The sequence below is a fragment of the Psychrobacter sp. SWN149 genome (assembly GCF_015864565.1).
Taxonomy (GTDB): Bacteria; Pseudomonadota; Gammaproteobacteria; order Pseudomonadales; family Moraxellaceae; genus Psychrobacter.
Genome location: NZ_JADYWX010000001.1, coordinates 623,101 through 646,832, shown reverse-complemented (window position 1 = coordinate 646,832; position 23,732 = coordinate 623,101). Strand labels below are relative to the sequence as shown.

The following is a 23,732-nucleotide window of genomic DNA, read 5'->3' as shown; positions in this document are numbered from 1 at the left end:
CACACCAAAACTAGCAACATCAACTCGCCTAGTCCGTCAGCATAACTGAGGCAGACAGGGCTAAACACATCTACAATTAGTTTTTAATAAAAAAATTCATTCTAATGGGTTGTGTCTAAAATCAATTATTACATGACGTACAGTATATTCTAGTCCTGAAGAAGGATGCTCATGATAACTATAGAAGACTAATTGTTTCTCAGAACAGTCCTCAACTCTTAATGCTGGTGGCAATATTGTAGGTAACCCCTCTTTGTTAACAATATTAAGGTCAGGTTCCAATAAGTAATCTTTCCAGTCATCTAACATTTTTTTAGCTTTTATTTGCTTGTCTTTAACATATATCATCATACCACCAGAAGTTTTGAAGTCCCTTCCGGTAGAGTAGCGATGAATAAGCTGTTTCATACCTTTATCTAAATTTCCATTTCCACTTCTAATTTTTCCCTCGCCTACCCACTCATATTCTCCATAGTCAACGGAAACCACAATATCAGCATTACCATTAACATACTTACTATGATTTGCTACCCAACCTCTAGCATCCAACATATCACATATATATAAGTTTATTAGGTCTTCACCTTTTTCAGAGTTATCTTTCAAACCTTGAAGATATTTATCTTTTGATTGAGATAGTTTGTCTATAGTACGGTCGATATCATGATATAAAAGTGTTAAAAACTCTTGATAGCTGGTTGGAGCTCTTCTGTATGAAAGCTTACGGATGTGCATATTTGCTAAACTAGGATTATTCAAACCACTAACCATTTACTCTCTCCATAAAGTATTTAGAAGGAGAGAAATAAGTTATGACCTGCTCACCAAACTCTTTTTCACTTAATAGATCACCTATAAATGGATTATAGAGTTCACCATCACGCATATCTTCGATAAAATCTTCTTTATTAGGGATAGACTGAAAAGAACAAGTTCTAGGTTCTATAGCTTCAAATTGTTGCTCTAATACATCAATATTTCTTAGAGTTAAATAGAATACAGCTTCATAAAATACAGCCTCATTAACTTTAGGGCCAATACTATATAAGTAAGTAAATGTTAGATGAGACTTTTTTGAAGGCCCTACTGAAACATGCTCTATAATAGCCAAACAGACTTCAGCCATATCTTTATCGATATCACTTAAATTAGAGTACACTTTACTTTTCAACTCATTCACAAAAATTGTGTTCACTTGAATAGTCCAATTAAGTTAACTTACCTAATATAAAGTTAAGCTCATCAATATTTCGTGTTCCATATATATAAGCTTCGTATAAATGGGAACCATTTGCAGCATGTATGGCTTGATAAGAGCTCTTTAGTGATGTATCTAAATTTCTATTATCGCGATAATAACGCATACTTATTCTGTAAGGTGTAATATTATTACCTAACAATTTACCATTAACTTTTTCGTTTCTAACAGCTTTTGTACCTTCATCGTGATATGTTGCGTCTCGCAGATCTTTTTGGTTACCTTTCAGTCTTTCATCATGCGTAGTCCCATGAGGTGTCATAAACACTATTTCAGTAACACCGTTTTTATTAGTTTTTTCTTCGTAGAGTTCTTGGATTTTAGGGAAGAAATCACAGGCATTAGTCAAAACTATACCAATATCTTTATCAAGATAATTATTGAAATTAATATAAGCTAAGTTTAAATCACTTCTACTCAATACGCTTGCGAGATCCATAGCAACAACAACATAGTTATTTTTGGTATCACAAATCACTAAGTCGTAACAAGCTAAAGGGATTTTCTTTATACCAATTAGCTGTTGATATTCCTCTGATATACTTTCTATTAAATCATCTGGGTCAAGAATATCACGAACACTAATCTCTCTGACAATTGAGAACTGAAATAATGACACGGAATCAGATAACTTCACTTGCTCTATAGGGTGGTATTCGTTTTCAGGACATTCACTTAGATTATTTTTGAAAAATTCTAATAGCTTTTCAGTAGTCTCTTCTACATCAACTTCGTAATAAACTGATATTAACTTATCATCAAAAAATATATGTGACTTTAGTAGCTTCTCAAGCTCTTCTTTTAGTTTTGAAAGCTTATCCAAGTCAAACTCACTGTTTAGCTTAGTTTTTAATCCTTCTCCGTTCCTAGCACTTAGAGTACGTTTTACTCCTCTGAATGTAGCTTGTAGCTCTGGAAGAGGAATTTTTCTATCAAGAGCCCAGTCTACATGCTTCGCTATTTTCTCTCGTATTTCATTAAGATCAACATTTTCACTCATAAATTAACCCGTCAATTTTTATTTCAAATACACTTAGTTACTAACTGAAAGTCTAATGAAATTTTTAAGCTCAAATCGAGTTAATTTTTGAAATACTACCATCTAAAGTATTGATAGTAAGCATACTATAACTGTCAGAACCAAACTATATTTAGAGACTGTTTCTGTAGATTAAGTGACATCTGCTGTCGTATTGTTAGCTATCTTCAATAAATTATAATCATATAGGTAAACATAAGTTATTTAAAGTTATTTTTATCCTATAGCAAGACTAGCTTTCATAGCTTTTTACTTAACAGTTTCAGCTTTAGGAAATTATAATTTTTGGTAAGATTAGCTACAAAATCCTCAACACCTGAACCCTAACTTTAAAACGCCTTCTACTCACCTAGAGGGCTTTTTTTGCTTAGTAAGCTATACAGACATTTAAACCCACATCTGCCCCGCACTTTGCTTATTTTATGGCCCTCATTTGCTATACTAGCCTAACTTTTATCAATCAAATTCCTTCTTACAACATCCTCCAAAACAGCATGGTAGTCTTATGAAATTCTCAAAGTTCGGTCAAAAATTTACCCAGCCCACTGGCATCTCACAATTGATGGACGATCTAGGCGATGCGCTAAAAAGCGATCAGCCAGTCAACATGCTGGGCGGTGGTAACCCTGCCAAAATTGATGCCGTTAATGAGCTGTTTTTGGAGACGTATAAAGCGCTTGGTAATGATAACGATACAGGTGAGGCCAATAGTAGCGCGATTATCAGCATGGCGAATTACTCTAATCCGCAAGGTGACTCGGCCTTTATTGATGCCTTGGTTGGCTTCTTTAACCGTCATTATGATTGGAATCTGACGTCAGAAAATATTGCCCTGACCAATGGCTCACAGAATGCGTTTTTCTATCTGTTTAATCTATTTGGTGGCGCTTTCGCTGATGAACAGAGCCAATCTATCGACAAATCTATTCTACTGCCATTGACCCCTGAGTATATCGGCTATAGCGACGTGCATGTCGAAGGTCAGCATTTCGCAGCGGTATTGCCACATATCGATGAAGTGACTCATGATGGCGAGGAAGGTTTCTTTAAATATCGTGTCGATTTTGACGCATTGGAGAACTTGCCAGCGCTAAAGGAAGGTCGTATCGGTGCGATTTGCTGCTCACGCCCGACCAACCCGACGGGCAACGTATTAACTGATGAAGAAATGGCGCATTTGGCCGAGATTGCCAAACGTTATGACATACCGCTTATCATCGATAATGCCTACGGTATGCCCTTCCCTAATATCATCTATTCAGACGCGCATTTGACGTGGGATGATAATACGATTCTGTGCTTTAGCCTGTCTAAAATTGGCTTGCCCGGTATGCGTACGGGGATTATCGTTGCCGATGCGAAAGTCATCGAAGCGGTCAGCGCAATGAATGCGGTGGTGAATTTAGCGCCAACACGCTTTGGTGCAGCGATTGCCACGCCATTGGTAGAAAACGATCGTATCAAGCAGTTAGCCGATAATGAGATTAAGCCGTTTTATCAAAAGCAGGCGACCCTTGCCGTGAAGCTGCTAAAAGAAGCGTTGGGTGATTACCCATTGATGATTCATAAGCCTGAAGGCGCGATTTTCTTATGGTTGTGGTTTAAAGACTTGCCAATTAGTACGCTTGAGCTATACGAGCGGCTAAAAGAAAAAGGCACGCTTATCGTGCCAAGCGAGTACTTCTTCCCCGGTGTCGATGTCAGTGATTATAAGCATGCGCATGAGTGTATTCGTATGAGTATCGCTGCTGATGAACAGACACTGACTGATGGTATTAGAGTCATTGGTGAAGTGGTGCGTGAGTTGTATGATGAAGCTAAAAAATAAGATTAGCTGCTAGAATCAAAATTCAAATAGTAAAACGAAAAAAACGGACTTATTAATAGTCCGTTTTTTTATGGCGCTTGATTAATGATTTTGGTTTGTTGCTGGTCGGGTGAAAGAATGTCGTCCACTTATTTAACGCATAGAGCATATAAGACAGCATGCAGGTATTGATCAAATCACGGATGCTGGCGGTCAGCTGCTCACGGCTTAAACCCGTTAGGCCTAGCGATTCAATCGTCTCTCGATTGTCCAGATACTCACCCAACAATGCAATGCTGGTCACGGCGATTAGAGCGACAAACGATCTAAGATTTTGGCTCCTGATGATAGGGCGTAGCACGATGAGGCAAAGCAGGTAGACACCGATGCCAACATAGATATGCAGCGCATCTTTGGCAAGGCCCGTTGTTTCAACAACATTCATCTTAAAGGCGGTAAAATCCACTGAGATATTCCAAATATAGGCGAGCAGAGAACCACTGAGCGTATCACTATAGCCATCCCACTATAAAAGTATTACAGCGTTAACCTCGCTTGAAGTATCACATATACATCTACGCTCGGTTGCCTTGTACTACTTTTAAATTGAATCGACTATAAACAATATGACTAAAAAGTGGTGGCTAAAAATTGACAGCTGATAATAAAATATGAGAACAAAAAAGGCAGATTATACAATGGATAATCTGCCTTCTGCTAAATTAAACATTCAATTCACGTTTATCGTCTTTTTATACATCCCAGTCGACGAAGTTTTTTAACAACTGCAAGCCAGCGGTATGGCTCTTTTCTGGATGGAACTGGGTCGCAAATAAGTTGTCTTGGATGACACTGGCACAAAACGGCTGACCATAGTCACAAACGGCGGCCACTTGTGTGCTATCGGCAGGCTCGCAGTAGTAGCTATGCACAAAGTAAAAATGCGCGTTGTCTTCGATACCTGTCCATAATGGATGATCAAAATCCATGCCACTGATGGTATTCCAGCCCATATGCGGTACTTTGATAGTCGCGCCTTGCTGATCTTTCCACGTAGGGTCAAATGCTTCTACACTTCCCTTTAAGATGCCAAGGCAATCTGTACCACCATTTTCCGCTGACTGCTCAAACAATGCCTGCATGCCTACACAGATGGCCATAACAGGCTTGTTAAATACTGCATGACGTATGACCTCATCAATCCCAGCATCTTGCATGCCAGCGATACAGTCGCGCATGGCACCGACACCAGGGAAGACTATTTTATCTGCTGCAGCGACGACTTTGGGGTCATTGGTGATAGAGACTTCTGCCCCGACCACTGACAATGCTTTACTGGCGGAATGCAAATTACCCATACCATAATCTAATAGTGCAATTTTGGTCATCGATTGGTTCTCATTTTTAAATATTTTGACTACTGTACTATTTGTATCGTTAGCCATTTATATTGTTGGCTATTGCCTTTTCTATTATCGCGGGTGTAGATAAGGTTTTGCTACAAGGAAGCCAAGCGCAGGCTTTACAGCTAGTACGCCAAGCTTGACTGACACCGTAGAAGAGCCTTAAATGCGACTTAGAAAGCCTCTTTGGTCGATGGCAAGGTATTCAACGCACGCTCGTCATATTCACAAGCCATGCGCAGAGCGCGAGCAAAAGCCTTAAAGGTCGATTCGATTTGGTGATGGCTATTTTTGCCTTTGAGATTGTCCAAATGCACGGTCATCCACGAGTGGTTGACGAAGCCGTAGAAAAACTCACTGAACAAATCAACATCAAAACCGCCCACGTGCGAGCGGGTAAACGGAATGTCCATGTGTAAACCAGGACGACCTGATAGATCGACAACGGCGCGAGTCAACGACTCATCGAGTGGTGCATAAAAATGCCCATAACGACGGATACCTTTCTTGTCGCCCAATGCTTTATTGAACGCTTGTCCCAAGGTGATACCGGTATCTTCGACGCTATGGTGATCATCGATAAAGGTATCGCCTGTGCACTTGATATCCAAGTCAAATAAACCGTGACGCTTGATTTGATCAATCATATGATCCAAAAACGGTACACCAGTGTCTACAGTGCCTTGACCCGTACCATCAAGGTTGACAGTGCACTTCACTTGCGTTTCTGCAGTGATACGCTCAACCGTGGCGATACGCGCTGGACGACCATGTAGGTTCGGGTTCTGTGATGGGTTTTGCTCAGTTGCATTGGCTGTCATGGCTACTCTCTATCAGTTTTTTATCAGTGAAAAGCGGTCAATAAAATAGGACGAAAACACGCCCGAGTCTTTAAATAAGTGAATAATTAAGTGAATAATGAAAAATTTAAAAAATCTATCAATGTTTGCGTATGATACGAATAATATTAGGATTTATGCCTACTAGGGTGTGTCCTCACTTTAAAAATGGTGATAAAGATGAGATAAATCGCAGTCAAACAAGGAAAATAGCGCAGATAATATCGAGATATTAGTCAGCTATTTGACGCCGTTTGGCAAGATTTAGACATTTTTAACCCATTTAGATAACTATCGATTGAATTGAGGACACGCCCTAGGCATTGTCTGTCTTCATCATAGCAAAACCTAACATTTACTGCTATGTCCAAGCCGTAAACCACGCACAAATTTACCTCATTCTGCTAAAATAGTGCGTTCAGTATTATCAATCATGACGCACGCTAATGCTATAACACGACAATTTATGACACCACACTCTATGACATTATAATGTCTCACATCATAGAAACCCTCTGTTTATAGGAACTGCTATGCCTTTAGAAGCGATCGCCATCAATAGTTTGGATGCCCCACTGATTAAAAAACCTGCACGCGAAAACGAGCTAGCAGAACGCCTGCAGGCTTTATATGATAGCGATGATGCTCAGCCCATTGGTGCCGATGTACTCAGTCTCGTTGAGCAAGGATTTAAGCGTGGACAGTATCTCTATGTCGGTATGTTCAATGATAAGCCTATCGCTGCTGTCGCCTGTTTTGATGATGGGCAGACCAATGCTAAACGCTTGCAGTATCTCACAGTGCATGAACAGAATCGCGGCCGTGCTATAGATGCCAAGTTCATTAAACTGGTCTATGATGCCGAAGTAAAAAAAGGCGTGCGTGAGTTTGTGCCTGTGGATACCAATATTCATCGCATTATGAGCGAGTATGAGCTACTGCGCGTCAAAGACTAAACTGAGAACTAGAATGTTTAATTTTGCCCATATCTGACTATTTATCGTCTTTTATCAGATATAATGCAAAAACTGCTTGACAGCAGTGCTTATATTTAGTTTAATAGCGCCTCAACGAAGACGGCTCGATAGCTCAGTCGGTAGAGCAACGGATTGAAAATCCGTGTGTCGGCAGTTCGAACCTGCCTCGAGCCACCATCTCGTTTAAGAATTCTAAAAAGCCCCGAACATTTATGTTTGGGGCTTTTTTTATGTTTAGATTTTTATGTTTAGGTAGCATGCTTAGATTTATTTAATATCACTGTTGTATAGTCGATTCAATTTAAAAGTAGTAAAAGGCAACCGAGTGTAGATGTATATTAAATACTTCAAGCGAGGTTAACGCAGTAATATTTTTATAGCGAAATGACTATAAGCGCTTTCTTAATAGCAACTCACATCGCTCATTCGCGTCTAAATCATAAACCGTCGCACGGTAGTCAATACCATGACGCCCTTCAAAAAATATCACTCGATCACCCACTGCTAAAAAACAAGAAGTGCGCGCATCATAAATAAACCCATCAATCACAAATGCCACATCACGATCTATCTCGCGTACCGTGTACATCTCTCCTTTTGGAATCAAACGCTCAAACCAAGCGCTATTAGCTGCACTGGTCGTTAGTACGCTCATTAGTACTGCCGTTACCATGAGTACATTTTTTAATGGCTTCATGAGAGTCAAATAAGTAATGGGTGTTCTATTCATGATGATTGGCTTCCTAATAGTCACAGCTGAACAACATTTCTAAGCTGTTTTTTCAACAACTTGGCTCAGTATACTAAACATCAATATCTTAATCAGGTGAGGTTATGAGAGAGTTTGATTACGACTTGGATTATAAGCATTTAGATTTGCGTGCACAGCCAGAATTGTATCGTGTCGGACGTGGCGAACAAGGCGTATTGCTGGTTGAGCCATACAAATCTGAAATACTTCCCCACTGGCGCTTTGCTACTCCCGATATAGCGACAGAAAGCAGCGACACTATTTATCAGATGTTTTTAGACTATCTGGCTGCCGATGACTTTGTCGGTGCGGATATGGCGCGCAAATTTATTCAAATGGGCTATACCCGTGCCCGTCGCTATGCCAATCATAAAGGTGGCAAAAAATACAAAGGCGCAGTCCCTGATGATAAAAAAGGCCAAAGCGGTGCGCATGGGCGTGAAGAGTTACCACGGCAAGAGGAAGACCCTATCAAGGCCGAATCTGCACGTATATTTAAACAGAAATGGGATCTGTGCCGTGAGAACCAAGATTATTTAAGAATGAAAAAAGAGCATCGCGAACGTTATAAAGAGGTTGAGTAGACTTAAAGTATCGTCCACAACCCACAAATATCACGTAAACAAATGGTCGTTCATAATAAATGGTCATAATGACTGTTTATCGTTACTGGTGACAAAAAATTAGACTTAACGACTCGCTATGCTAAGGTAATAAAAACTGTAGCCAGCAATTCAAAAAAGTACACACTTAATAGCATGGATAAATAATAATGACTGTAAAAACGAAGCAACTTTTGATTTTTGATTTCGATGGTACATTGATCGATAGCGTACCAGATTTGGCTGATGCGACCAATGCCATGCTAACCACCCTTGGCAAAGACACCTACTCTATCGAGACGATACGCAACTGGATAGGCAATGGCTCACGCTTGCTCGTTGAGCGTGCGCTAGTGGGTAAGGTAGAAGTGCTAGAAGGCGAGTTGACGGTCGAGGAAGCTGATCACGCGGAGCAAATATTTTTTGAGGCCTATAAAAATCTCAGTGGCAGCAAAACCGTCGCTTACCCAGATGTCGACAGCGGACTAAAACAACTGAAAGCCGCAGGGTATACACTAGCATTAGTCACCAATAAACCTATTCGTTTTGTACCGAAGATATTGCAATCATTTGGCTGGCAAGACTTATTCAGTGAAGTATTAGGCGGTGATAGCCTCTCGACCAAAAAGCCTGATCCTGCACCGCTACTGCATGTCTGTGAAGCGTTAAACGTTTCTCCAGAACAAGCCGTTATGATTGGTGATTCTAGAAACGATATCTTAGCCGGACAAAACGCCAAGATGGACACGCTTGGATTGTCTTATGGTTATAACTACGGGCAAGATATTCGTGAGTTAAATCCGACCGAAGCGTTTGATAGCTTTCAGGCACTGCAAGATTATCTGCTTAAATAATTATAATCTCAAAAACTTCCACAAAGTTAGTCGCATTTTGTATGGCTTACCTTGTGGGAATAGAATCACTTGCTACGATAACTCAGTGCCTCAGATACGTGGACGCTCGTGATATCCATGCTGTCAGAAAGGTCAGCGATGGTACGCGCTACTCTTAGTACTCTATGATACCCACGAGCGGATAAATTCAGGCGCTGCTGAGCAAGTTGTAATAGCTGCTGCTCGCTCTCTCCTAGTTGGATATATTTATCAATCTCGCTAGGACTCAGCTCATTATTGACCTTTTGTTGCCGCTGCATCTGATTTTTATGAGCGGCGGCTACCCTTACCCTCACCTGTTCGGAGGTTTCTCCAGCCTGAGCATTTTGTAAGTCAGCAATCGGTAAAGCGGGCACAGTGATATGCAAATCAATGCGATCTAATAGCGGTCCTGATAGTTTATCTTGATAGCGTTTAATCTGCTCGGGTCGACAGCGACAACGCCCTGATGTATCGCCATCATAACCACATGGGCAGGGGTTCATAGCAGCGACCAATTGAAAATTTGCGGGAAAAGTCATTTGTGAGTTGGCACGGCTAATCGTTATTTGCTTAGCTTCCAATGGCTGCCGCAATACCTCTAACACCGTACGATCAAACTCTGGCAATTCATCAAGGAACAATACGCCTTTATTCGCAAGGGTAATCTCACCAGGTTTTGGACGTGAACCACCACCGACCAACGCCACGGCTGATATCGTATGATGAACTTGCCTGAACGGCCGTGTGCCATAGTCGTAATCGCTGTCTGCGACTGAATACGTACTGGCTACTTCTAATGCATCTTCATCACTGAGGTCAGGCAAAATAGTCGGTAGACGCGATGCCATCAGTGTCTTTCCTGAACCGGGCGGCCCTGTAAATAATATCGAGTGCCCACCTGCCGCCGCAATCTCTAATGCACGCCGTGCATGATGCTGACCTTTGACATCGGCCAAATCCACTTGATAACCCACATGCTGCGGTGCTGGACTGGGTGTGACGACTGCCAAACTCTCATTGGGTATGCTTGGATTCGCTAACGACTGTAAGTGGTCACAAACGGCTTTGAGACTTTGCGCACCTAATACCTCTACTCCCTCGACACGGCTGGCTTCTGCCCCATTATCCATTGGCACGATTAATTTGACTGATGTTAGCTCTGCTGCTAGCTGCTCAGTCAGTGATTGTTCACTACTGCTAGATGACTTTACGGCCAATCGCTCCGCTTTAATTGCTCTAGCCACTGCCAAGCTGCCTGTCACTTGCCGTAAGTTTCCATTTAGTGCCAATTCACCGATGAACTCAAACCCTGATAACACCTCTGGATCGAGCTGATCACTAGCTGCCAAGATACCGATAGCAATCGGTAAATCTAGCCTTGCGCCATCTTTGGGTAAATCCGCAGGTGCTAGGTTAATAGTGAGGCGGCGATTGGGAAACTGAAACCCAGAATTTAATATCGCAGAACGGACTCTGTCTTTACTCTCACGTACCGCAGCTTCTGGTAGACCGACAATGGTGAGTGCAGGCAAACCTTGCGACAAGTGCACCTCAATAATGACCTTAGGTGCATGCAGTCCGACGACTGAACGGGTATAGACTTGAGCAAACGACATGAGTGTTTCCTATAAAGAGGCTCTCTCGATAATAGAGGATTACACATAGGTACGCAAATGTCGTGTTTTGAGTCATAAAACCTCATGTGATTGATGATTCAATCATGAGCTCATTATCTTAATAAGTTTTGCCTAAGAGCACTCGCTATTCACCCCACTATTAACAAGGATTTGTTATACTAGCCACTGTCTATTTAGACATAAATATTGCTAGAAAGGTGATCATAAATGAACGATTTCAATTGCTACCCTTGAACCACATAAACTCTAGCAATATATATGGTCAAAACGAGGAATATCGCATGACAGAACATCCAGAACAATCAGAACAAAACAATTCTAACAGTGCTGACCATATCGAGCAGCCTTACAATCGCGCCGGAGAGCAGCCGACCACGACACGTCCTGTTATGCAACCAGACAATCCTTATGCCAGTACACGCGGCAGTATTACGAGCAAACATCTACCCGCCTTTGATGAAGCGATCATCAATAAATACAATCGCTCAGGGCCACGATATACCTCTTATCCAACGGCTTTAGAGTTCGCGCCAATCGCTGACAGTCTTGAAACCAAAATTCTGCAGAACCGTGAAGCGCGTGCACCACTGTCTCTATATTTTCATATTCCGTTCTGTCGTCATCTTTGCTACTACTGTGCTTGCAATAAGATTATTACTAAAAAAAATAGCGACTCTGGTGACTATTTGCAGTACTTGATTGCTGAGATTAAGCACAAGCGTCGCTTATTATCGGCGCCTGAAGGTAGCAGCAAGCCATTGGTCAAGCAGCTGCATCTGGGCGGTGGTACGCCTACATTTTTGCGCGATGAAGAGATGGTTCAGCTGTGGGAGTTTTTACAGACTCAGTTTGAATTTTTGCCCGAAGACCAAGGTGACTATTCTATCGAAATTGACCCGCGTGAGCTGAGCGAAGACACACTAAAAGTATTGCGTGGTCTTGGTTTCAACCGTATCAGCTTAGGTGTGCAAGATTTAGATGAAACCGTACAAATCGCTGTCAATCGTGTGCATTCCGCAGAATTGATTGAGAGTGTCCTCAATGAAGCGCGCGAACTCGGCTTTCACTCTATTAACATCGACTTGATTTATGGCTTACCACATCAAACGCCTGATACCTTTAATCAAACGGTACAGCGCATCATAGAAATGTCACCAGATCGTCTGTCGGTGTTTAACTATGCGCATCTGCCTGAGCGCTTTAAAGCGCAGCGTCAGATCAAAGATGAAGACCTACCAAATCCAGCAGCGAAGCTTACGATGCTTGGCAATACTATCAATATGTTGAGCGAAGCCGGCTATCAATATATTGGTATTGACCATTTCGCTAAGCCTGATGATGAGCTGGCTATCGCACAGCGTGAGGGCAAATTACATCGTAATTTTCAGGGCTATACCATCATGGGTGACTGCGACCTATTAGGATTCGGTGTCTCTTCTATCAGTCAGATTGCCAATGCCAGTACCCGCTATATATTGCAGAATGATACGGATCTGCAAGCCTATCAAGCCAATATTGATATGGCAAAAATCAATCCTACTGTCATGCCAGCGGTAAAAATCATCAAGACATCAATCAAAGATCGCTTGCGTGAATACGTGATTATGAAATTGCTATGTCACGACTATATTGACTTTAAAGACGTAAACCAGAAATTCGGTATCGATGCGATTACCTACTTCATCGATGAAATAGCACAGCTCGGCGCCATGCAAGACGATAAGCTCATTGATATGGATGCCGCTGGTATTCGTGTCTTACCAAGAGGTCGATTGCTTGGTCGTAATGTCGCTATGGTGTTTGATGAGTATCTTGAGAAAAAACACAAGAATCGCTTTTCGAAAGTGATCTAAAGCAAATTTAAAAAATAACTTTAGAAAGCAACTCTGAGTTTATAGCGCAAAAAAGACCTCGCTTGAGGTCTTTTTTTATCTGAAATAATAGTTACTACACTTTTAATTTATCACCCACCATACCCTTTACGGTACTTAAAATATCAGCGGGCAACACTACCATTTTTGAGTTATCAGATTCAGCCAGTTCACGGATTGCCTTGATATACTGCTCACCAAGTAAGTAAACAATCGGCATCTCTTCTGTGCCCATGGCGTTGGTAATCAAACGAATCGACTCTTCTGAGCCTCTCGCTAGCACTACCTGCGCTTCAGCATCACGGCGTGAAGCCTCTAGACGCCCATCGGCTTCTAGGATAGCTGCTTGCTTTTGACCATCAGCACGGGTCACTGTGGCACGGCGTAGACGCTCTGCCGCTGCCTGCTCTTCCATTGATGCTTGCATGGTTTGTGAAGGGTTGATGTCTTGAATCTCTACCGTCTTTAGGGTGATGCCCCAATCGGCGATATCTTCTGAGATTGCATGCTTTAGCTTCATCTTGATTTCGTCGCGACTGGACAAGGCACTATCCAGATCCATCTCACCAATAATCGAGCGCAAAGACGTCTGCACCAGATTGCGAATACCATATTCATAATCCTCGATGCCATAGACTGCCTTGTCAGGGCGCACGATATTGATGTAAGCCACGGCATTGGCGATGATAACCACGTTGTCTCGCGTGATGACTTCTTGTGATGGAATATCAAGCACGATGTCTTTGGTAGTGACCTTATAAGCCACATCATCGACATAAGGAATAATCAGGTTTAACCCCGGCTCCAGCGTTTGACTATATTTGCCCAGTCGCTGCACGACCCATTTATAACCTTGCGGTACGATACGCACGCCTTTAAACACAGTTAATACTACCAGTGCAATCAATACGATCATTACGATACTAAAGCTTTCCATAACTCATCCCTATTATTATATCTGCATACTTTTATGCATCGCTGCCTGCGATTTCATACTGCTCACAATCAGCTCGTTGCCAACGATATCGGTCACGACCACTCTATCACCGACTTCTACCTGCTCCCCTCTTGTCCGGCACACCCACTCAGCAGCGCCGACAATAGGCACACTAAACCTGACCATACCTGCTCGATCCAATTGCGGCGGCTCGATAATCATGCCAACCTCACCGACGATTACACTACCACCAAGCCCAGCTTTGGTACGATCTACTGATAACGGTTTGATAAACTTAAACCATGCAAGCAAGAATATAGCAGAGAGTATTAGCCAAATAATGATTTGGGCAACGATAGAGATTGGCAATAACCACGAAAGCGCAGCAACGATAATGGCAGCTGCACCAAACCATAGGCTTGCAAACGTGGGTACAAACATCTCAACGATTAGCAGTACAAATCCTAATACCAGCCAATGCCAAGGCTCAATCATCCAAAGTATCTCCATCGCACCTGTCCCTCTTGTCTGTGAGATTCTAGCTTTTAATGTAGCACATTTTCAAAGATAACAATGCTTTAACGGTAATGATATATTAGCCATTATGTATTGATGGGCGATTGGCATAAAAGCTTTATCGTAAATTTTAGACAAAAAAAACGACCACCTAAAGTGATCGTTTCTTTGTTATAGCTGTTTAGCTAAAATCTTGTTTTCTAATAAATTAGAATTTTAGCTGTGCGCCAACAGTCATAAGATCTGCGTCGCTACCTAGCATGTCATATTCAGCTTCAACACTGAAGTCAGAGTTTACTGCGTAGCCAAGACCTACACCACCAGCGATGTTAGTATCGTCGTCTGAGAAGTCAGAAGCGCCAGCAAAGTTAGTGTTGTTAGCTTCTACTTCAGTTTTTGCCACACCTAGCTTACCTTTTGCGTATAAGCCACTGTTTGGGAAGGCATAACGGTAAGTACCATAAGCGCCGTATGTCTTAGCATCGATGTCGCCGCCTCTATAGTCAGCATCATCTGAACCAACATATTCGACTTCCATACCAAAGTTAGGATCGAAGTTATAACCAGCGTATACACCATATGCAGTTGGCTCATCAGCGCCATCAACATCTAAATCGAATTGACCGACTTTAGCGCCGACATATGGCTGACCTGTGTAACCATTGCCATAATTAACGGCAGCTTGCGCGCTCACTGTTAGTAAAGAACCAGTTGCTAGTGCTAGTAAGGTTTTCTGTAAAGTTTTCATAATGAGCTCCTTGAGTTACTTTTTGACAAACAAGTTATTTATTTATATGGGCTTTTTGACCCTATCGTCTTGTCTGCTAACGATGGATACATAGTAACAAACTATTTCAGAAACACTGTCTGTGTTTGGCGGTAGCCAAGTTAAGATTTGAAAGCGTTTATCAGTGTGAACGTTACAAAGGGCGAGATATGAAACTTTCTGTTACATCTCTAGGTTTTGTGTAATACTCCCTACTCATTTTGCTGCCTATCTACTTGCTTCACTGCTTAGATAAATAATAAAAAGGACAATTTTTTATGCCTATCTCTATTCATAAGCGTCTCCAAACTGAGATTATGCAATTAAAAGATAAGCAGCAATATCGCAAATTACCAAAAATCGAACATCAAGGGCGCTATGTAATCAGTGATGGCAAAACTCTATTAAATATTGCCAGTAATGACTATCTTGGATTGGGTAGCGCTCCTGAACTCCAGACTGAGTTTTTCGACCAACTAGGGCAGTTGACCGAGGATAATCCACCAAAGATGAGTGCTACCTCATCGCGGCTGCTCACTGGCAACGACGTCCAGCTCGATGCCTTAGAAGCTGAATTGCAAAGCTGGTATCAAAATGCAGCGGACAAACAGGTGCTATCGACAGCAAAATCGGTACTTGTCTTTAATAGTGGTTATCATGCCAACATTGGACTCTTACCTGCTCTCACGTCACTACCTGTTAGCACGCTTATTTTGGCGGACAAACTGGTTCATGCCAGTATTATCGATGGACTTCGCTTGATTCAGAATAAGTTGGTGACCTATCGCCGTTATCGTCACAATGATTACGAGCAGCTGGCTCGACTGATTGAACAAGCCGACTCTACCATTGAGCGTATTATTATCGTTACCGAAAGCGTGTTTAGTATGAATGGGGATCGTGCTGATTTGCCTCAACTGGTGGCATTAAAAGCCAAAGATGACCGTATCGAGTTGTATGTCGATGAGGCTCATGCCATTGGCGTGTTAGGTGATACAGGATTGGGATTGGCGGAAGAAACCCATACGTTAGCTGAGATTGATTATTTGGTTGGGACGTTTGGCAAGGCATTTGCTTCAATCGGTGCGTATATCATGTGTGATGATGTCGTCAAACAGTGGCTAATAAACACCATGCGACCGCTCATTTATAGCACGGCACTACCACCAATCAATCACGCATGGACGCGATTTATTTTGGCCAAAATGCCCACATTGACCAACGAACGTGCGCATCTCGCTCATTTATCCATCAAGGTCAGTCAAGCGATACAACAGCGACACTCTGCATCGTCAAACATTCAAGACATTGTTTATGCCTCGCCTATCGTGCCCTATATATTAGGGGATAATGCAGACGCCCTTGCCAAAGCAGCGCAATTTCAAGCAGCAGGATTTTACGCTTTGCCCATTAGGCCACCCACCGTGCCTATGAATACTGCCCGTATTCGATTGGTAATGAATGCTCAGTTAACTGACGAGGACTGTGGCCGTCTTATTCAGCAACTATAGTATTGAATCTAGAATTTTATATCTCACTCAGTAGCAAGCGCTTATGCATCAGCTTTCATTAATCAGTCAATCATACTATCAATTGAAATTCGGCCTATTTGGATGCCATAAATATTATGAAAACGCGCACCACACTCTCGAGCCTCACCTCCAGAAAACAAACCATCGCTCAACATTTTGCCAATGCAAACGACTATGACCAACATGCCAGTATTCAGCGGCAAGTCTGTCAGACTTTACTCAATAGCATTGCTGATACTAAGCAAAATAGCATATTAGAGGTGGGTGCAGGGACAGGTCAGTTGACTCGATTGATAGCGGTGCAGATTGATAGCCCACAGTGGATTATTAATGAGTTGTGCGCAAAGCAAGCCCTTACCTTACAGGCTATTTTGCCAACTGCGACTATCAGGATTGGTGATGCTGAGACCATGGACTTAGGAGAAAGTCATAGTCTAATCATCAGTGCCAATGCCATACAGTGGTTTGATAATCCGCTCAGTTTTGTAGCGCAATCAGCGCAGCGGTTACAGTCGGGAGGTCAGCTGCTCTTTAGCACCTTCACGCCAGATAATTTTTTACAAATTAACGCACTAACTGGTCAAGGTCTCAACTATCCTGATGTCAGCGAATGGCAATCTACACTGGTAGAGGTTGGCTTCGAAGGTATCACTCTCTCAATTCAGCGTTTTGATTTACCATTTATCAGCCCTTATGCAGTATTGAAGCATATGAAGTTGACAGGGGTATCTACCAACCAAACGCAAATACTGCCAGATAGCACACCTCCTTTTCGATGGACAAAATCGCGTCTGCAGCAGTTTGAGTCAGACTATTGGCAACAGTTTTCAGGACAGAATGATGAGGGCGAGCCTTGCGTGTACTTGACGTATGAGGTGCTGATAGTGAGTGCATTTAAGCCTTAATCACGCAACTTATAGTAGAAGCAATAGCTAGTAAAAATAGCAGCCACAAAAAAACGCACCCCGAAGGATGCGTTTTTTAGTTTAACGACTTATCGATTTGTATCGACTATACCATTTTCAAAAACTTGAGTAGCAAGGAAAACGAGCGTAAGTGCTACATTGAGTAGACTAAGCGAGTTTGACGCAGCTAATCTCATTTTTGGATTTGGTATTATTTTTTGTCTTCGTCTACTTCAGTGAACTCAGCATCAACGACATCGTCATCAGCTTGGTTGCTATCTGCTGCATCGTCAGCACCTTGTTGGAACTGGCTTGGATCCATACCTTCTGCGCCAGCGCCTGCATCAGCATAAATCTTTTGGCTGACTGGCAAGAATGCATTGTCTAATGCTTCAAGCTTGGCTTTGATGTCGTCATGGTCATCTTCTTTCGCCGCAGTCTCAAGCTCAGTGATGGCCGTTTCTACTGATGATTTTTCTTCATCAGTGACTTTATCTTCGGCTTCTTTCAATGCTTTTTGTACCGCATGGATACGACCATCTGCTTCGTTACGAACTTGCGCTAGGTTAGCGAATTTCTCATCTTCAGCAGCATTGGCTTCTGCATCACGAACCATTTGTTCGACTTCTTCATCCGACAAACCAGAATCCGCTTTGATTTGGATACTTTGTGCTTTACCAGTACCTTTGTCTGTCGCAGAGATGTTCATGATACCATCAGCATTGATGTCAAAAGACACTTCGATTTGCGGTAGGCCACGTGGTGCTGGTGGAATGTCCGTCAAGTCAAAACGACCAAGCTGTTTATTTTGGTTAGCGATTTTACGCTCACCTTGATATACCTGAATCGTTACTGCTGGTTGGTTATCTTCAGCCGTTGAGAATACCTGTGATTTCTTGGTAGGAATCATGGTGTTTTTCTCGATCACTGGCGTCATCACACCGCCCATCGTTTCGATACCTAAAGTCAATGGCGTCACATCAAGTAGCAATACGTCAGTCTTTTCACCAGATAATACGGCACCTTGAATCGCAGCCCCTGCAGCTACTGCTTCATCAGGGTTCACGTCTTTACGTGGCTCTTGACCAAAGAATGCTTGTACGTTTTGCTGTACTAGTGGCATACGAGTCTGACCACCAACTAGGATAACGTCATCGATATCGCCGATTTTTAGACCTGCATCTTCAAGCGCAATTTTACAAGGACCCATAGTACGCTGTACTAGTTCTTCCGTTAGGCTTTCAAGTTTCGAGCGACTGATCGTTACAACCAAATGCTTAGGGCCACTGCTATCAGCAGTGATATACGGCAAGTTCACTTCAGTGCTTTGAGCACTTGATAGTTCGATTTTCGCTTTTTCTGCTGCTTCTTTTAGACGCTGCATCGCAAGAGAGTCACCTTTCAGGTTGACGTCTTGGTCTTTTTTGAATTCAGCAACTAAGAAATCAATCAACGCTGAGTCAAAGTCTTCACCACCTAGGAAAGTATCACCGTTGGTCGCTAGTACTTCAAACTGCTGCTCGCCATCTACGTCAGCGATTTCGATGATTGAAATATCGAATGTACCACCGCCCAAATCATATACAGCAACAGTGCTATCGCCTTGCTTCTTGTCCATACCATAAGCAAGTGCAGCGGCAGTTGGCTCATTGATGATACGTTTCACATCTAGACCAGCAATTTTACCTGCATCTTTGGTTGCTTGACGCTGTGAGTCATTGAAGTAAGCAGGTACAGTTACAACTGCTTCAGTCACGCTCTCACCAAGATAATCTTCTGCTGTTTTTTTCATTTTTTTCAAGATTTCAGCAGAAACCTGTGGTGGTGCAAGCTTTTTACCGTTGATTTCTACCCATGCATCGCCGTTGTCTGCTTTAGCGATTTTGTAAGGCACCATACCGATGTCTTTTTGCACGACTTTGTCATCAAAACGACGACCGATCAAACGCTTAATCGCAAACAAAGTATTGTTTGGGTTGGTTACCGCTTGACGCTTAGCTGACTGACCAACAAGGATTTCGTCATCTTTATAAGCGACGATTGATGGTGTAGTACGAGTACCTTCAGCATTTTCGATGACTTTGACTTTGTCACCTTCCATTACTGCTACACACGAGTTAGTCGTACCTAAATCAATACCAATTACTTTACCCATAATCAATTGCTCCTAATTTATTGTAAATATAAATACTTATCTATCCAGACCATAGTCGGTCACTTGTTGCTATATATCGGTTTGCCTGTTGGTTTTTTCAAGGCAATCATCACGCAAAAACTGTGGTTTCATGTGATTTTTTGTGAAAAACCTTTATATTAGTAAGGTTTAGCCCAAAAAAAATTATTGACCCACACGTACCATGGCAGGACGTAATAGACGACCATTCAAGCTATAGCCTTTTTGCAACACTGTGCCTACAGTATCAGCGGCAGCTTCTGGGTCGATACCGACAGCTTCATGGAAATCAGCGTTGAATTTTTCGCCTTGTGGATCGACCACTTCTACGCCATTTTTGGTCAGTACGGCAACCAATGCTTTGTGCGTGAGTTGCACGCCTTCAGCGACAGGATCGTTGGCGTCCGCGTTTTCCATGGCTCGCTCTAAGTTATCGACGATGTCTAATAACTCTTTGGCAAATTTCTGTAGTGCGAACTTTTTGCTCTTATCTGCTTCTTGCTCCATGCGTTTTTGCGCATTGTAAGCTTCGGCGTTAGCACGAGCCGTGCCTTCTTTGGCTTGTTTTACTTCGCCTTCTAATTCAGCAATACGAGCTGTAAACGTATCAAGATTGATTTCGTTTTCAATAGTAGCTGCTTCACCTGAGTTGTTCTGTGGATCAAACTCTTTCATGGTTTCTTCTAAGATACTGTCACTGTGCTCAATGTTGTCATGTACTACGTTTTGGTCAACAGATTCAGGGTTCGGGGTTTGCTCGCTCATGATAGCTCCTTGGAATGTCAATAATAGAGAGTGATTTTAGACACCGCAGCTCAGCCAAGGGCTAGTCTTACTGTGTCTTCATTCAATGTTTAACGGTTCTTACTGATTGTTTTTATCAATACGCTTCAATAGCTGCTTGATAAAGGTGATGGGTATAAATTTCAAGCCTAAAACCAAGGATTTTTTCGCATTTACGACAAATATGCTCACAACACTGTCTATAATATCCGCACAGTATTTTCTTGTTGTGTCAATGGATCCCAATATTCGCTAACAAAAGGTACAAAAAAACGTCAATTAATCTAAATACTTTACTATTACTATCCACGGTATTACCAAATAACACCCCGCTTTACGCACTACTACCTTATTATTTCTACAAATATTATTACTTACATTAAAGTGTGCGTTGATGTAACAACAAGCACTTAAAAACCGTCCTGAGAGATGTTATGTCTAATTCAACAGTATCATCAATCAATACTCTACTTAACAAAACATTGATGGCGCTGCATTTGGCGTCGAACGATGAGACAAGTAGCGAAACAAAAGAAAGTAATGTTCAACAAAAGCGTCTGAGCGTTAAAGAGAAAATGCTCAGCTACAACCCAATGACAAATTATCAACCACATACTTTGCATTACGCAATGAAAAGCCTTGGTTATCTGCCAACGCCGATACTAGAGAGTTTGATTGCCTATTTAAAGGGACCACATTCAAAGCAGTATCTACATGCCAATGCTCATCTGCGTTTCATCTTAGCTGTCAACAGTCATCTCAAAACACCGCTAGAGCTTACGCCGATGCATGAGCTTCGTGAGCGTTTTACCGCAGATGCAGTGGCGATGCAGGCACCAAGAGTCTGGCAGCAAGCTGGCAACCATATGTTAAGTAACATCAAACCCTTTACAAAGAAAGGCGAAAAATCTGTCCATTGGGAAGATAAAACCATAGCCAATGCTGATGCTGGCGATATGACCGTGCGCTGCTATCAAGCAAGAACCAATAGAATTGGCTCTAGAAAAGGACGTGCTCATAATCCTGATGAAACCGTCATGTTGTTTTTTCATGGTGGTGGGTTTTGTATCGGTGATGTCGATACGCATCATGAATTCTGTCATGCAGTTTGTGAGCAGACTGGCTGGCCAGTGGTCAGTGTGGATTACCGCTTGGCGCCCGAATACCCTGCTCCCACTGCACTCAGAGACTGTATTACCGCTTATACTTGGCTCACTGAGCATTGCCATACATTAGGCGCGTTACCATCGCGTATCGTCCTCGCAGGTGATAGTGCGGGTGGTGGTCTGTCCACGCTGATGGCGCAGCAGCTATCTGCCCCTTCAAAATCAGCTTGGCTAGATTTAGGCGTAGAAGGCCAAAAAATGTTTGATTTGTTGACCGAGCTACCAGCACCACTGGCACAAATGCCGCTTTATCCAGTCACTGATATTGAGACTGATTATCCAAGCTGGGAATTATATGGCGAAGGTTTACTATTGGATCATGCGGATGTGGCCGTATTCGGTGCTGCTTGTCTAAAGGATAGCCCTCTACCACGACAGCATATCCTCAATGCCCCTATGCTCGGTGACAACAGTCAAGTATGTCCCACTTATATTGTTGCCGCTGAACTGGATGTATTGCGTGACGAAGCATTCGCTTATGCCAAACAATTAACAGGATACGGGGTTTTCGTTGAGACCCAGACGATACTGGGTGCACCGCATGGTTTTATTCATTTTATGAGCGTGCATTCAGGTCTTGGTCAAGAAACTAAAAATATCATCAATGGTTTTGGCGACTTCGTACGTGAAGTCATTAATACAAGATCGCAGCTCGTGGCATAGTCGATAGTTACTGCTTTCTACTAACTATCAGCTATCAGCTACCAACTAATCGTTCTAACCAGAAACCGTGATTAACCAAATCTCTGAGCGTGAACCCAAGCGGAACGGAATACCCCAAAATCCATAACCTGATGACACAACGAAATGCCCATTGCCAATCGCTTCGTAACCATAGCCTAGCCGATTGATGGCACTGACGATAAAGTTGGCAGGGAAAACTTGTCCATTGTGAGTGTGCCCTGATACCTGTAGATCGATTGGTAGCTGGCTATGCTCAACGATATCGCTCGGCCTATGATCTAACAATAGCACCGGCAGCGCGGTATCTATGCCTGCCAATAATTCAGTAGTCGCGACTCGCTGCCGTTTATGGTTGTCAAAACGTCCAACGATCCAAATAGATTGCCCAGCGTGCTCGATACACACTGCCTCATCGTTGAGTAATTGCACACCTGCATCACGAAGCGCATGACTGATCGGTTGCTCATGGCCGTACAAATCATGATTCCCTAGTGTCGCATAGACGCCGTAAGGCACATTACCACACAGCTGTGCCAAATTATTTTGCATATCATAATCAGCAAAGGCCTCTGTATTATCATCCATGATGTCGCCTGGCATCAGCAATATATCTGCCTCAGAATACGTCATCATACGACTCAATCTATCTATCGCTCCACTGCCAAACAGTCGCCCAATGTGTAAATCACTGGCAACAGCGATACGAAGCGGTTTTGCTAAAGGCTTGTCAATGTTGATGGACAGTTTACGAGTGACAGGCACATAGGCGCTGTATAGTGCGTATACAAATAGTCCAGCAAATATCGCGAGCGCTAGCATGCGTAGGCCAACATCCATCACAGACGATTCGTTTAACGGCATATCTACCAATGACATTGCTAGCCAGTATCCACCGTAAAGTAGACTGGTGAAAAACGCCGTTAGTAGCATAAAATGCATGACCAACATCCAGCCACTGATCCAGCGATAACTGTTAGCAAATACTCTTTTGACACTTAGCAGTAGCAAGCCATTGGTCACGGTGAATATACCAATCCATACGATTGATATCGGCATTACTGAGAACCACGGCGCTAACCACCACTGTAGACTCAAGACCGTACCGGCACTAAACAACTGCAACAATAAAAAAATGGTGATGAAAAATGCGTAACGCATGAAGTGTCCTTGGACATGATAAATTTGGAACAACTAACGTTAAGAAAAAGAGA

22 protein-coding genes and 1 tRNA gene are annotated in these 23,732 nt (G+C 42.6%); 9 read left to right on the top strand and 14 right to left on the bottom strand.

Annotated features, from left to right (window positions below; translation table 11 throughout):
• Window positions 1–96: 96 nt before the first annotated feature.
• The 3 genes from I6E86_RS02675 to I6E86_RS02665 are packed head-to-tail and all read right to left on the bottom strand — an operon-like array spanning window position 97 to window position 2,258.
• Complete coding sequence (locus I6E86_RS02675) at window positions 97–771, bottom strand: hypothetical protein (RefSeq protein ID WP_197174939.1); 675 nt, start codon at window positions 769–771, stop codon at window positions 97–99.
• Window positions 764–1,195, bottom strand: a complete 432-nt coding sequence (locus tag I6E86_RS02670; RefSeq protein ID WP_197174938.1) for a hypothetical protein — start codon at window positions 1,193–1,195, stop codon at window positions 764–766. The genes I6E86_RS02675 and I6E86_RS02670 overlap by 8 nt, the downstream gene beginning before the upstream one ends.
• A 13-nt stretch (window positions 1,196–1,208) precedes the next feature.
• Window positions 1,209–2,258, bottom strand: a complete 1,050-nt coding sequence (locus tag I6E86_RS02665) for a hypothetical protein (RefSeq protein WP_197174937.1) — start codon at window positions 2,256–2,258, stop codon at window positions 1,209–1,211.
• Between the two features lie 544 nt (window positions 2,259–2,802).
• Here I6E86_RS02665 and I6E86_RS02660 point away from each other — a divergent pair.
• Window positions 2,803–4,125 carry a valine--pyruvate transaminase gene (locus I6E86_RS02660; RefSeq protein ID WP_197174936.1) on the top strand — a complete coding sequence of 441 codons (1,323 nt, stop codon included), beginning with the start codon at window positions 2,803–2,805 and terminating at the stop codon, window positions 4,123–4,125.
• Window positions 4,126–4,177: 52 nt separating this feature from the next.
• Here I6E86_RS02660 and I6E86_RS02655 read toward each other — a convergent pair whose 3' ends face one another.
• From I6E86_RS02655 to hisB, 3 genes are all read right to left on the bottom strand, one after another.
• On the bottom strand, window positions 4,178–4,570 hold the full coding sequence (locus I6E86_RS02655; protein ID WP_197174935.1) for a hypothetical protein: 393 nt from the start codon (window positions 4,568–4,570) through the stop codon (window positions 4,178–4,180).
• A 286-nt stretch (window positions 4,571–4,856) separates the two neighbouring features.
• On the bottom strand, window positions 4,857–5,492 hold the full coding sequence (gene hisH / locus I6E86_RS02650; protein WP_197174934.1) for an imidazole glycerol phosphate synthase subunit HisH: 636 nt from the start codon (window positions 5,490–5,492) through the stop codon (window positions 4,857–4,859).
• Window positions 5,493–5,680: 188 nt separating this feature from the next.
• Window positions 5,681–6,328 carry an imidazoleglycerol-phosphate dehydratase HisB gene (gene hisB / locus I6E86_RS02645; protein ID WP_110922184.1) on the bottom strand — a complete coding sequence of 216 codons (648 nt, stop codon included), beginning with the start codon at window positions 6,326–6,328 and terminating at the stop codon, window positions 5,681–5,683.
• A gap of 551 nt (window positions 6,329–6,879) precedes the next feature.
• On the opposite strand from hisB, the gene I6E86_RS02640 reads away from it, so the two are divergent.
• Window positions 6,880–7,302, top strand: coding sequence for a hypothetical protein (locus I6E86_RS02640; RefSeq protein ID WP_197174933.1), 423 nt, complete (start codon window positions 6,880–6,882; stop codon window positions 7,300–7,302).
• Between the two features lie 122 nt (window positions 7,303–7,424).
• Window positions 7,425–7,500: transfer RNA gene (locus tag I6E86_RS02635), tRNA-Phe, on the top strand.
• A 211-nt stretch (window positions 7,501–7,711) separates the two neighbouring features.
• On the opposite strand, the gene I6E86_RS02630 is transcribed toward I6E86_RS02635, so the two are convergent.
• The gene (locus I6E86_RS02630; RefSeq protein WP_197174932.1) at window positions 7,712–8,053 is read right to left on the bottom strand and encodes a hypothetical protein; all 342 of its coding nucleotides are present in this window, start codon (window positions 8,051–8,053) and stop codon (window positions 7,712–7,714) included.
• Window positions 8,054–8,157: 104 nt separating this feature from the next.
• Here I6E86_RS02630 and I6E86_RS02625 point away from each other — a divergent pair, with 104 nt between their 5' ends.
• Both I6E86_RS02625 and I6E86_RS02620 read left to right on the top strand, forming a co-directional pair.
• Window positions 8,158–8,658, top strand: coding sequence for a DUF4385 domain-containing protein (locus tag I6E86_RS02625; protein ID WP_197174931.1), 501 nt, complete (start codon window positions 8,158–8,160; stop codon window positions 8,656–8,658).
• Between the two features lie 188 nt (window positions 8,659–8,846).
• Window positions 8,847–9,530, top strand: a complete 684-nt coding sequence (locus I6E86_RS02620; protein ID WP_197174930.1) for a phosphoglycolate phosphatase — start codon at window positions 8,847–8,849, stop codon at window positions 9,528–9,530.
• Between the two features lie 65 nt (window positions 9,531–9,595).
• On the opposite strand, the gene I6E86_RS02615 is transcribed toward I6E86_RS02620, so the two are convergent.
• Window positions 9,596–11,167, bottom strand: coding sequence for a YifB family Mg chelatase-like AAA ATPase (locus I6E86_RS02615; RefSeq protein WP_197174929.1), 1,572 nt, complete (start codon window positions 11,165–11,167; stop codon window positions 9,596–9,598).
• 410 nt (window positions 11,168–11,577) lie between these two features.
• Here I6E86_RS02615 and hemN point away from each other — a divergent pair, with 410 nt between their 5' ends.
• Complete coding sequence (gene hemN, locus I6E86_RS02610) at window positions 11,578–13,041, top strand: oxygen-independent coproporphyrinogen III oxidase (RefSeq protein WP_227680504.1); 1,464 nt, start codon at window positions 11,578–11,580, stop codon at window positions 13,039–13,041.
• A gap of 94 nt (window positions 13,042–13,135) precedes the next feature.
• Here hemN and I6E86_RS02605 read toward each other — a convergent pair whose 3' ends face one another.
• The 3 genes from I6E86_RS02605 to I6E86_RS02595 form a co-directional block, all read right to left on the bottom strand.
• On the bottom strand, window positions 13,136–13,996 hold the full coding sequence (locus I6E86_RS02605; RefSeq protein ID WP_194363297.1) for an SPFH domain-containing protein: 861 nt from the start codon (window positions 13,994–13,996) through the stop codon (window positions 13,136–13,138).
• A gap of 15 nt (window positions 13,997–14,011) precedes the next feature.
• Window positions 14,012–14,506 (bottom strand): NfeD family protein, encoded by a 495-nt coding sequence (locus I6E86_RS02600; RefSeq protein WP_227680482.1) that lies wholly within the window; start codon window positions 14,504–14,506, stop codon window positions 14,012–14,014.
• A 214-nt stretch (window positions 14,507–14,720) separates the two neighbouring features.
• Entirely contained in the window at window positions 14,721–15,260 is a 540-nt protein-coding gene (locus I6E86_RS02595; RefSeq protein WP_197174927.1) for a porin family protein, read from the bottom strand.
• Between the two features lie 296 nt (window positions 15,261–15,556).
• Here I6E86_RS02595 and I6E86_RS02590 point away from each other — a divergent pair, with 296 nt between their 5' ends.
• Together I6E86_RS02590 and I6E86_RS02585 are read left to right on the top strand one after the other, a co-directional pair.
• Window positions 15,557–16,789, top strand: a complete 1,233-nt coding sequence (locus I6E86_RS02590; protein WP_197174926.1) for an 8-amino-7-oxononanoate synthase — start codon at window positions 15,557–15,559, stop codon at window positions 16,787–16,789.
• A 116-nt stretch (window positions 16,790–16,905) separates the two neighbouring features.
• Window positions 16,906–17,715 carry a methyltransferase domain-containing protein gene (locus I6E86_RS02585; RefSeq protein ID WP_197174925.1) on the top strand — a complete coding sequence of 270 codons (810 nt, stop codon included), beginning with the start codon at window positions 16,906–16,908 and terminating at the stop codon, window positions 17,713–17,715.
• Between the two features lie 211 nt (window positions 17,716–17,926).
• Here I6E86_RS02585 and dnaK read toward each other — a convergent pair whose 3' ends face one another.
• Together dnaK and grpE are read right to left on the bottom strand one after the other, a co-directional pair.
• A complete protein-coding gene (dnaK, locus tag I6E86_RS02580) occupies window positions 17,927–19,870 on the bottom strand; it encodes a molecular chaperone DnaK (RefSeq protein ID WP_197174924.1) in 1,944 nt (647 codons plus the stop codon).
• Between the two features lie 183 nt (window positions 19,871–20,053).
• Window positions 20,054–20,653, bottom strand: a complete 600-nt coding sequence (gene grpE / locus I6E86_RS02575) for a nucleotide exchange factor GrpE (protein WP_197174923.1) — start codon at window positions 20,651–20,653, stop codon at window positions 20,054–20,056.
• Between the two features lie 452 nt (window positions 20,654–21,105).
• On the opposite strand from grpE, the gene I6E86_RS02570 reads away from it, so the two are divergent.
• Window positions 21,106–22,500 (top strand): alpha/beta hydrolase, encoded by a 1,395-nt coding sequence (locus I6E86_RS02570; RefSeq protein ID WP_197174922.1) that lies wholly within the window; start codon window positions 21,106–21,108, stop codon window positions 22,498–22,500.
• A gap of 54 nt (window positions 22,501–22,554) precedes the next feature.
• Here the strand turns inward: I6E86_RS02570 and I6E86_RS02565 are convergent, their stop codons facing one another.
• Window positions 22,555–23,679 (bottom strand): metallophosphoesterase, encoded by a 1,125-nt coding sequence (locus I6E86_RS02565; RefSeq protein WP_197174921.1) that lies wholly within the window; start codon window positions 23,677–23,679, stop codon window positions 22,555–22,557.
• Window positions 23,680–23,732 lie beyond the last annotated feature (53 nt).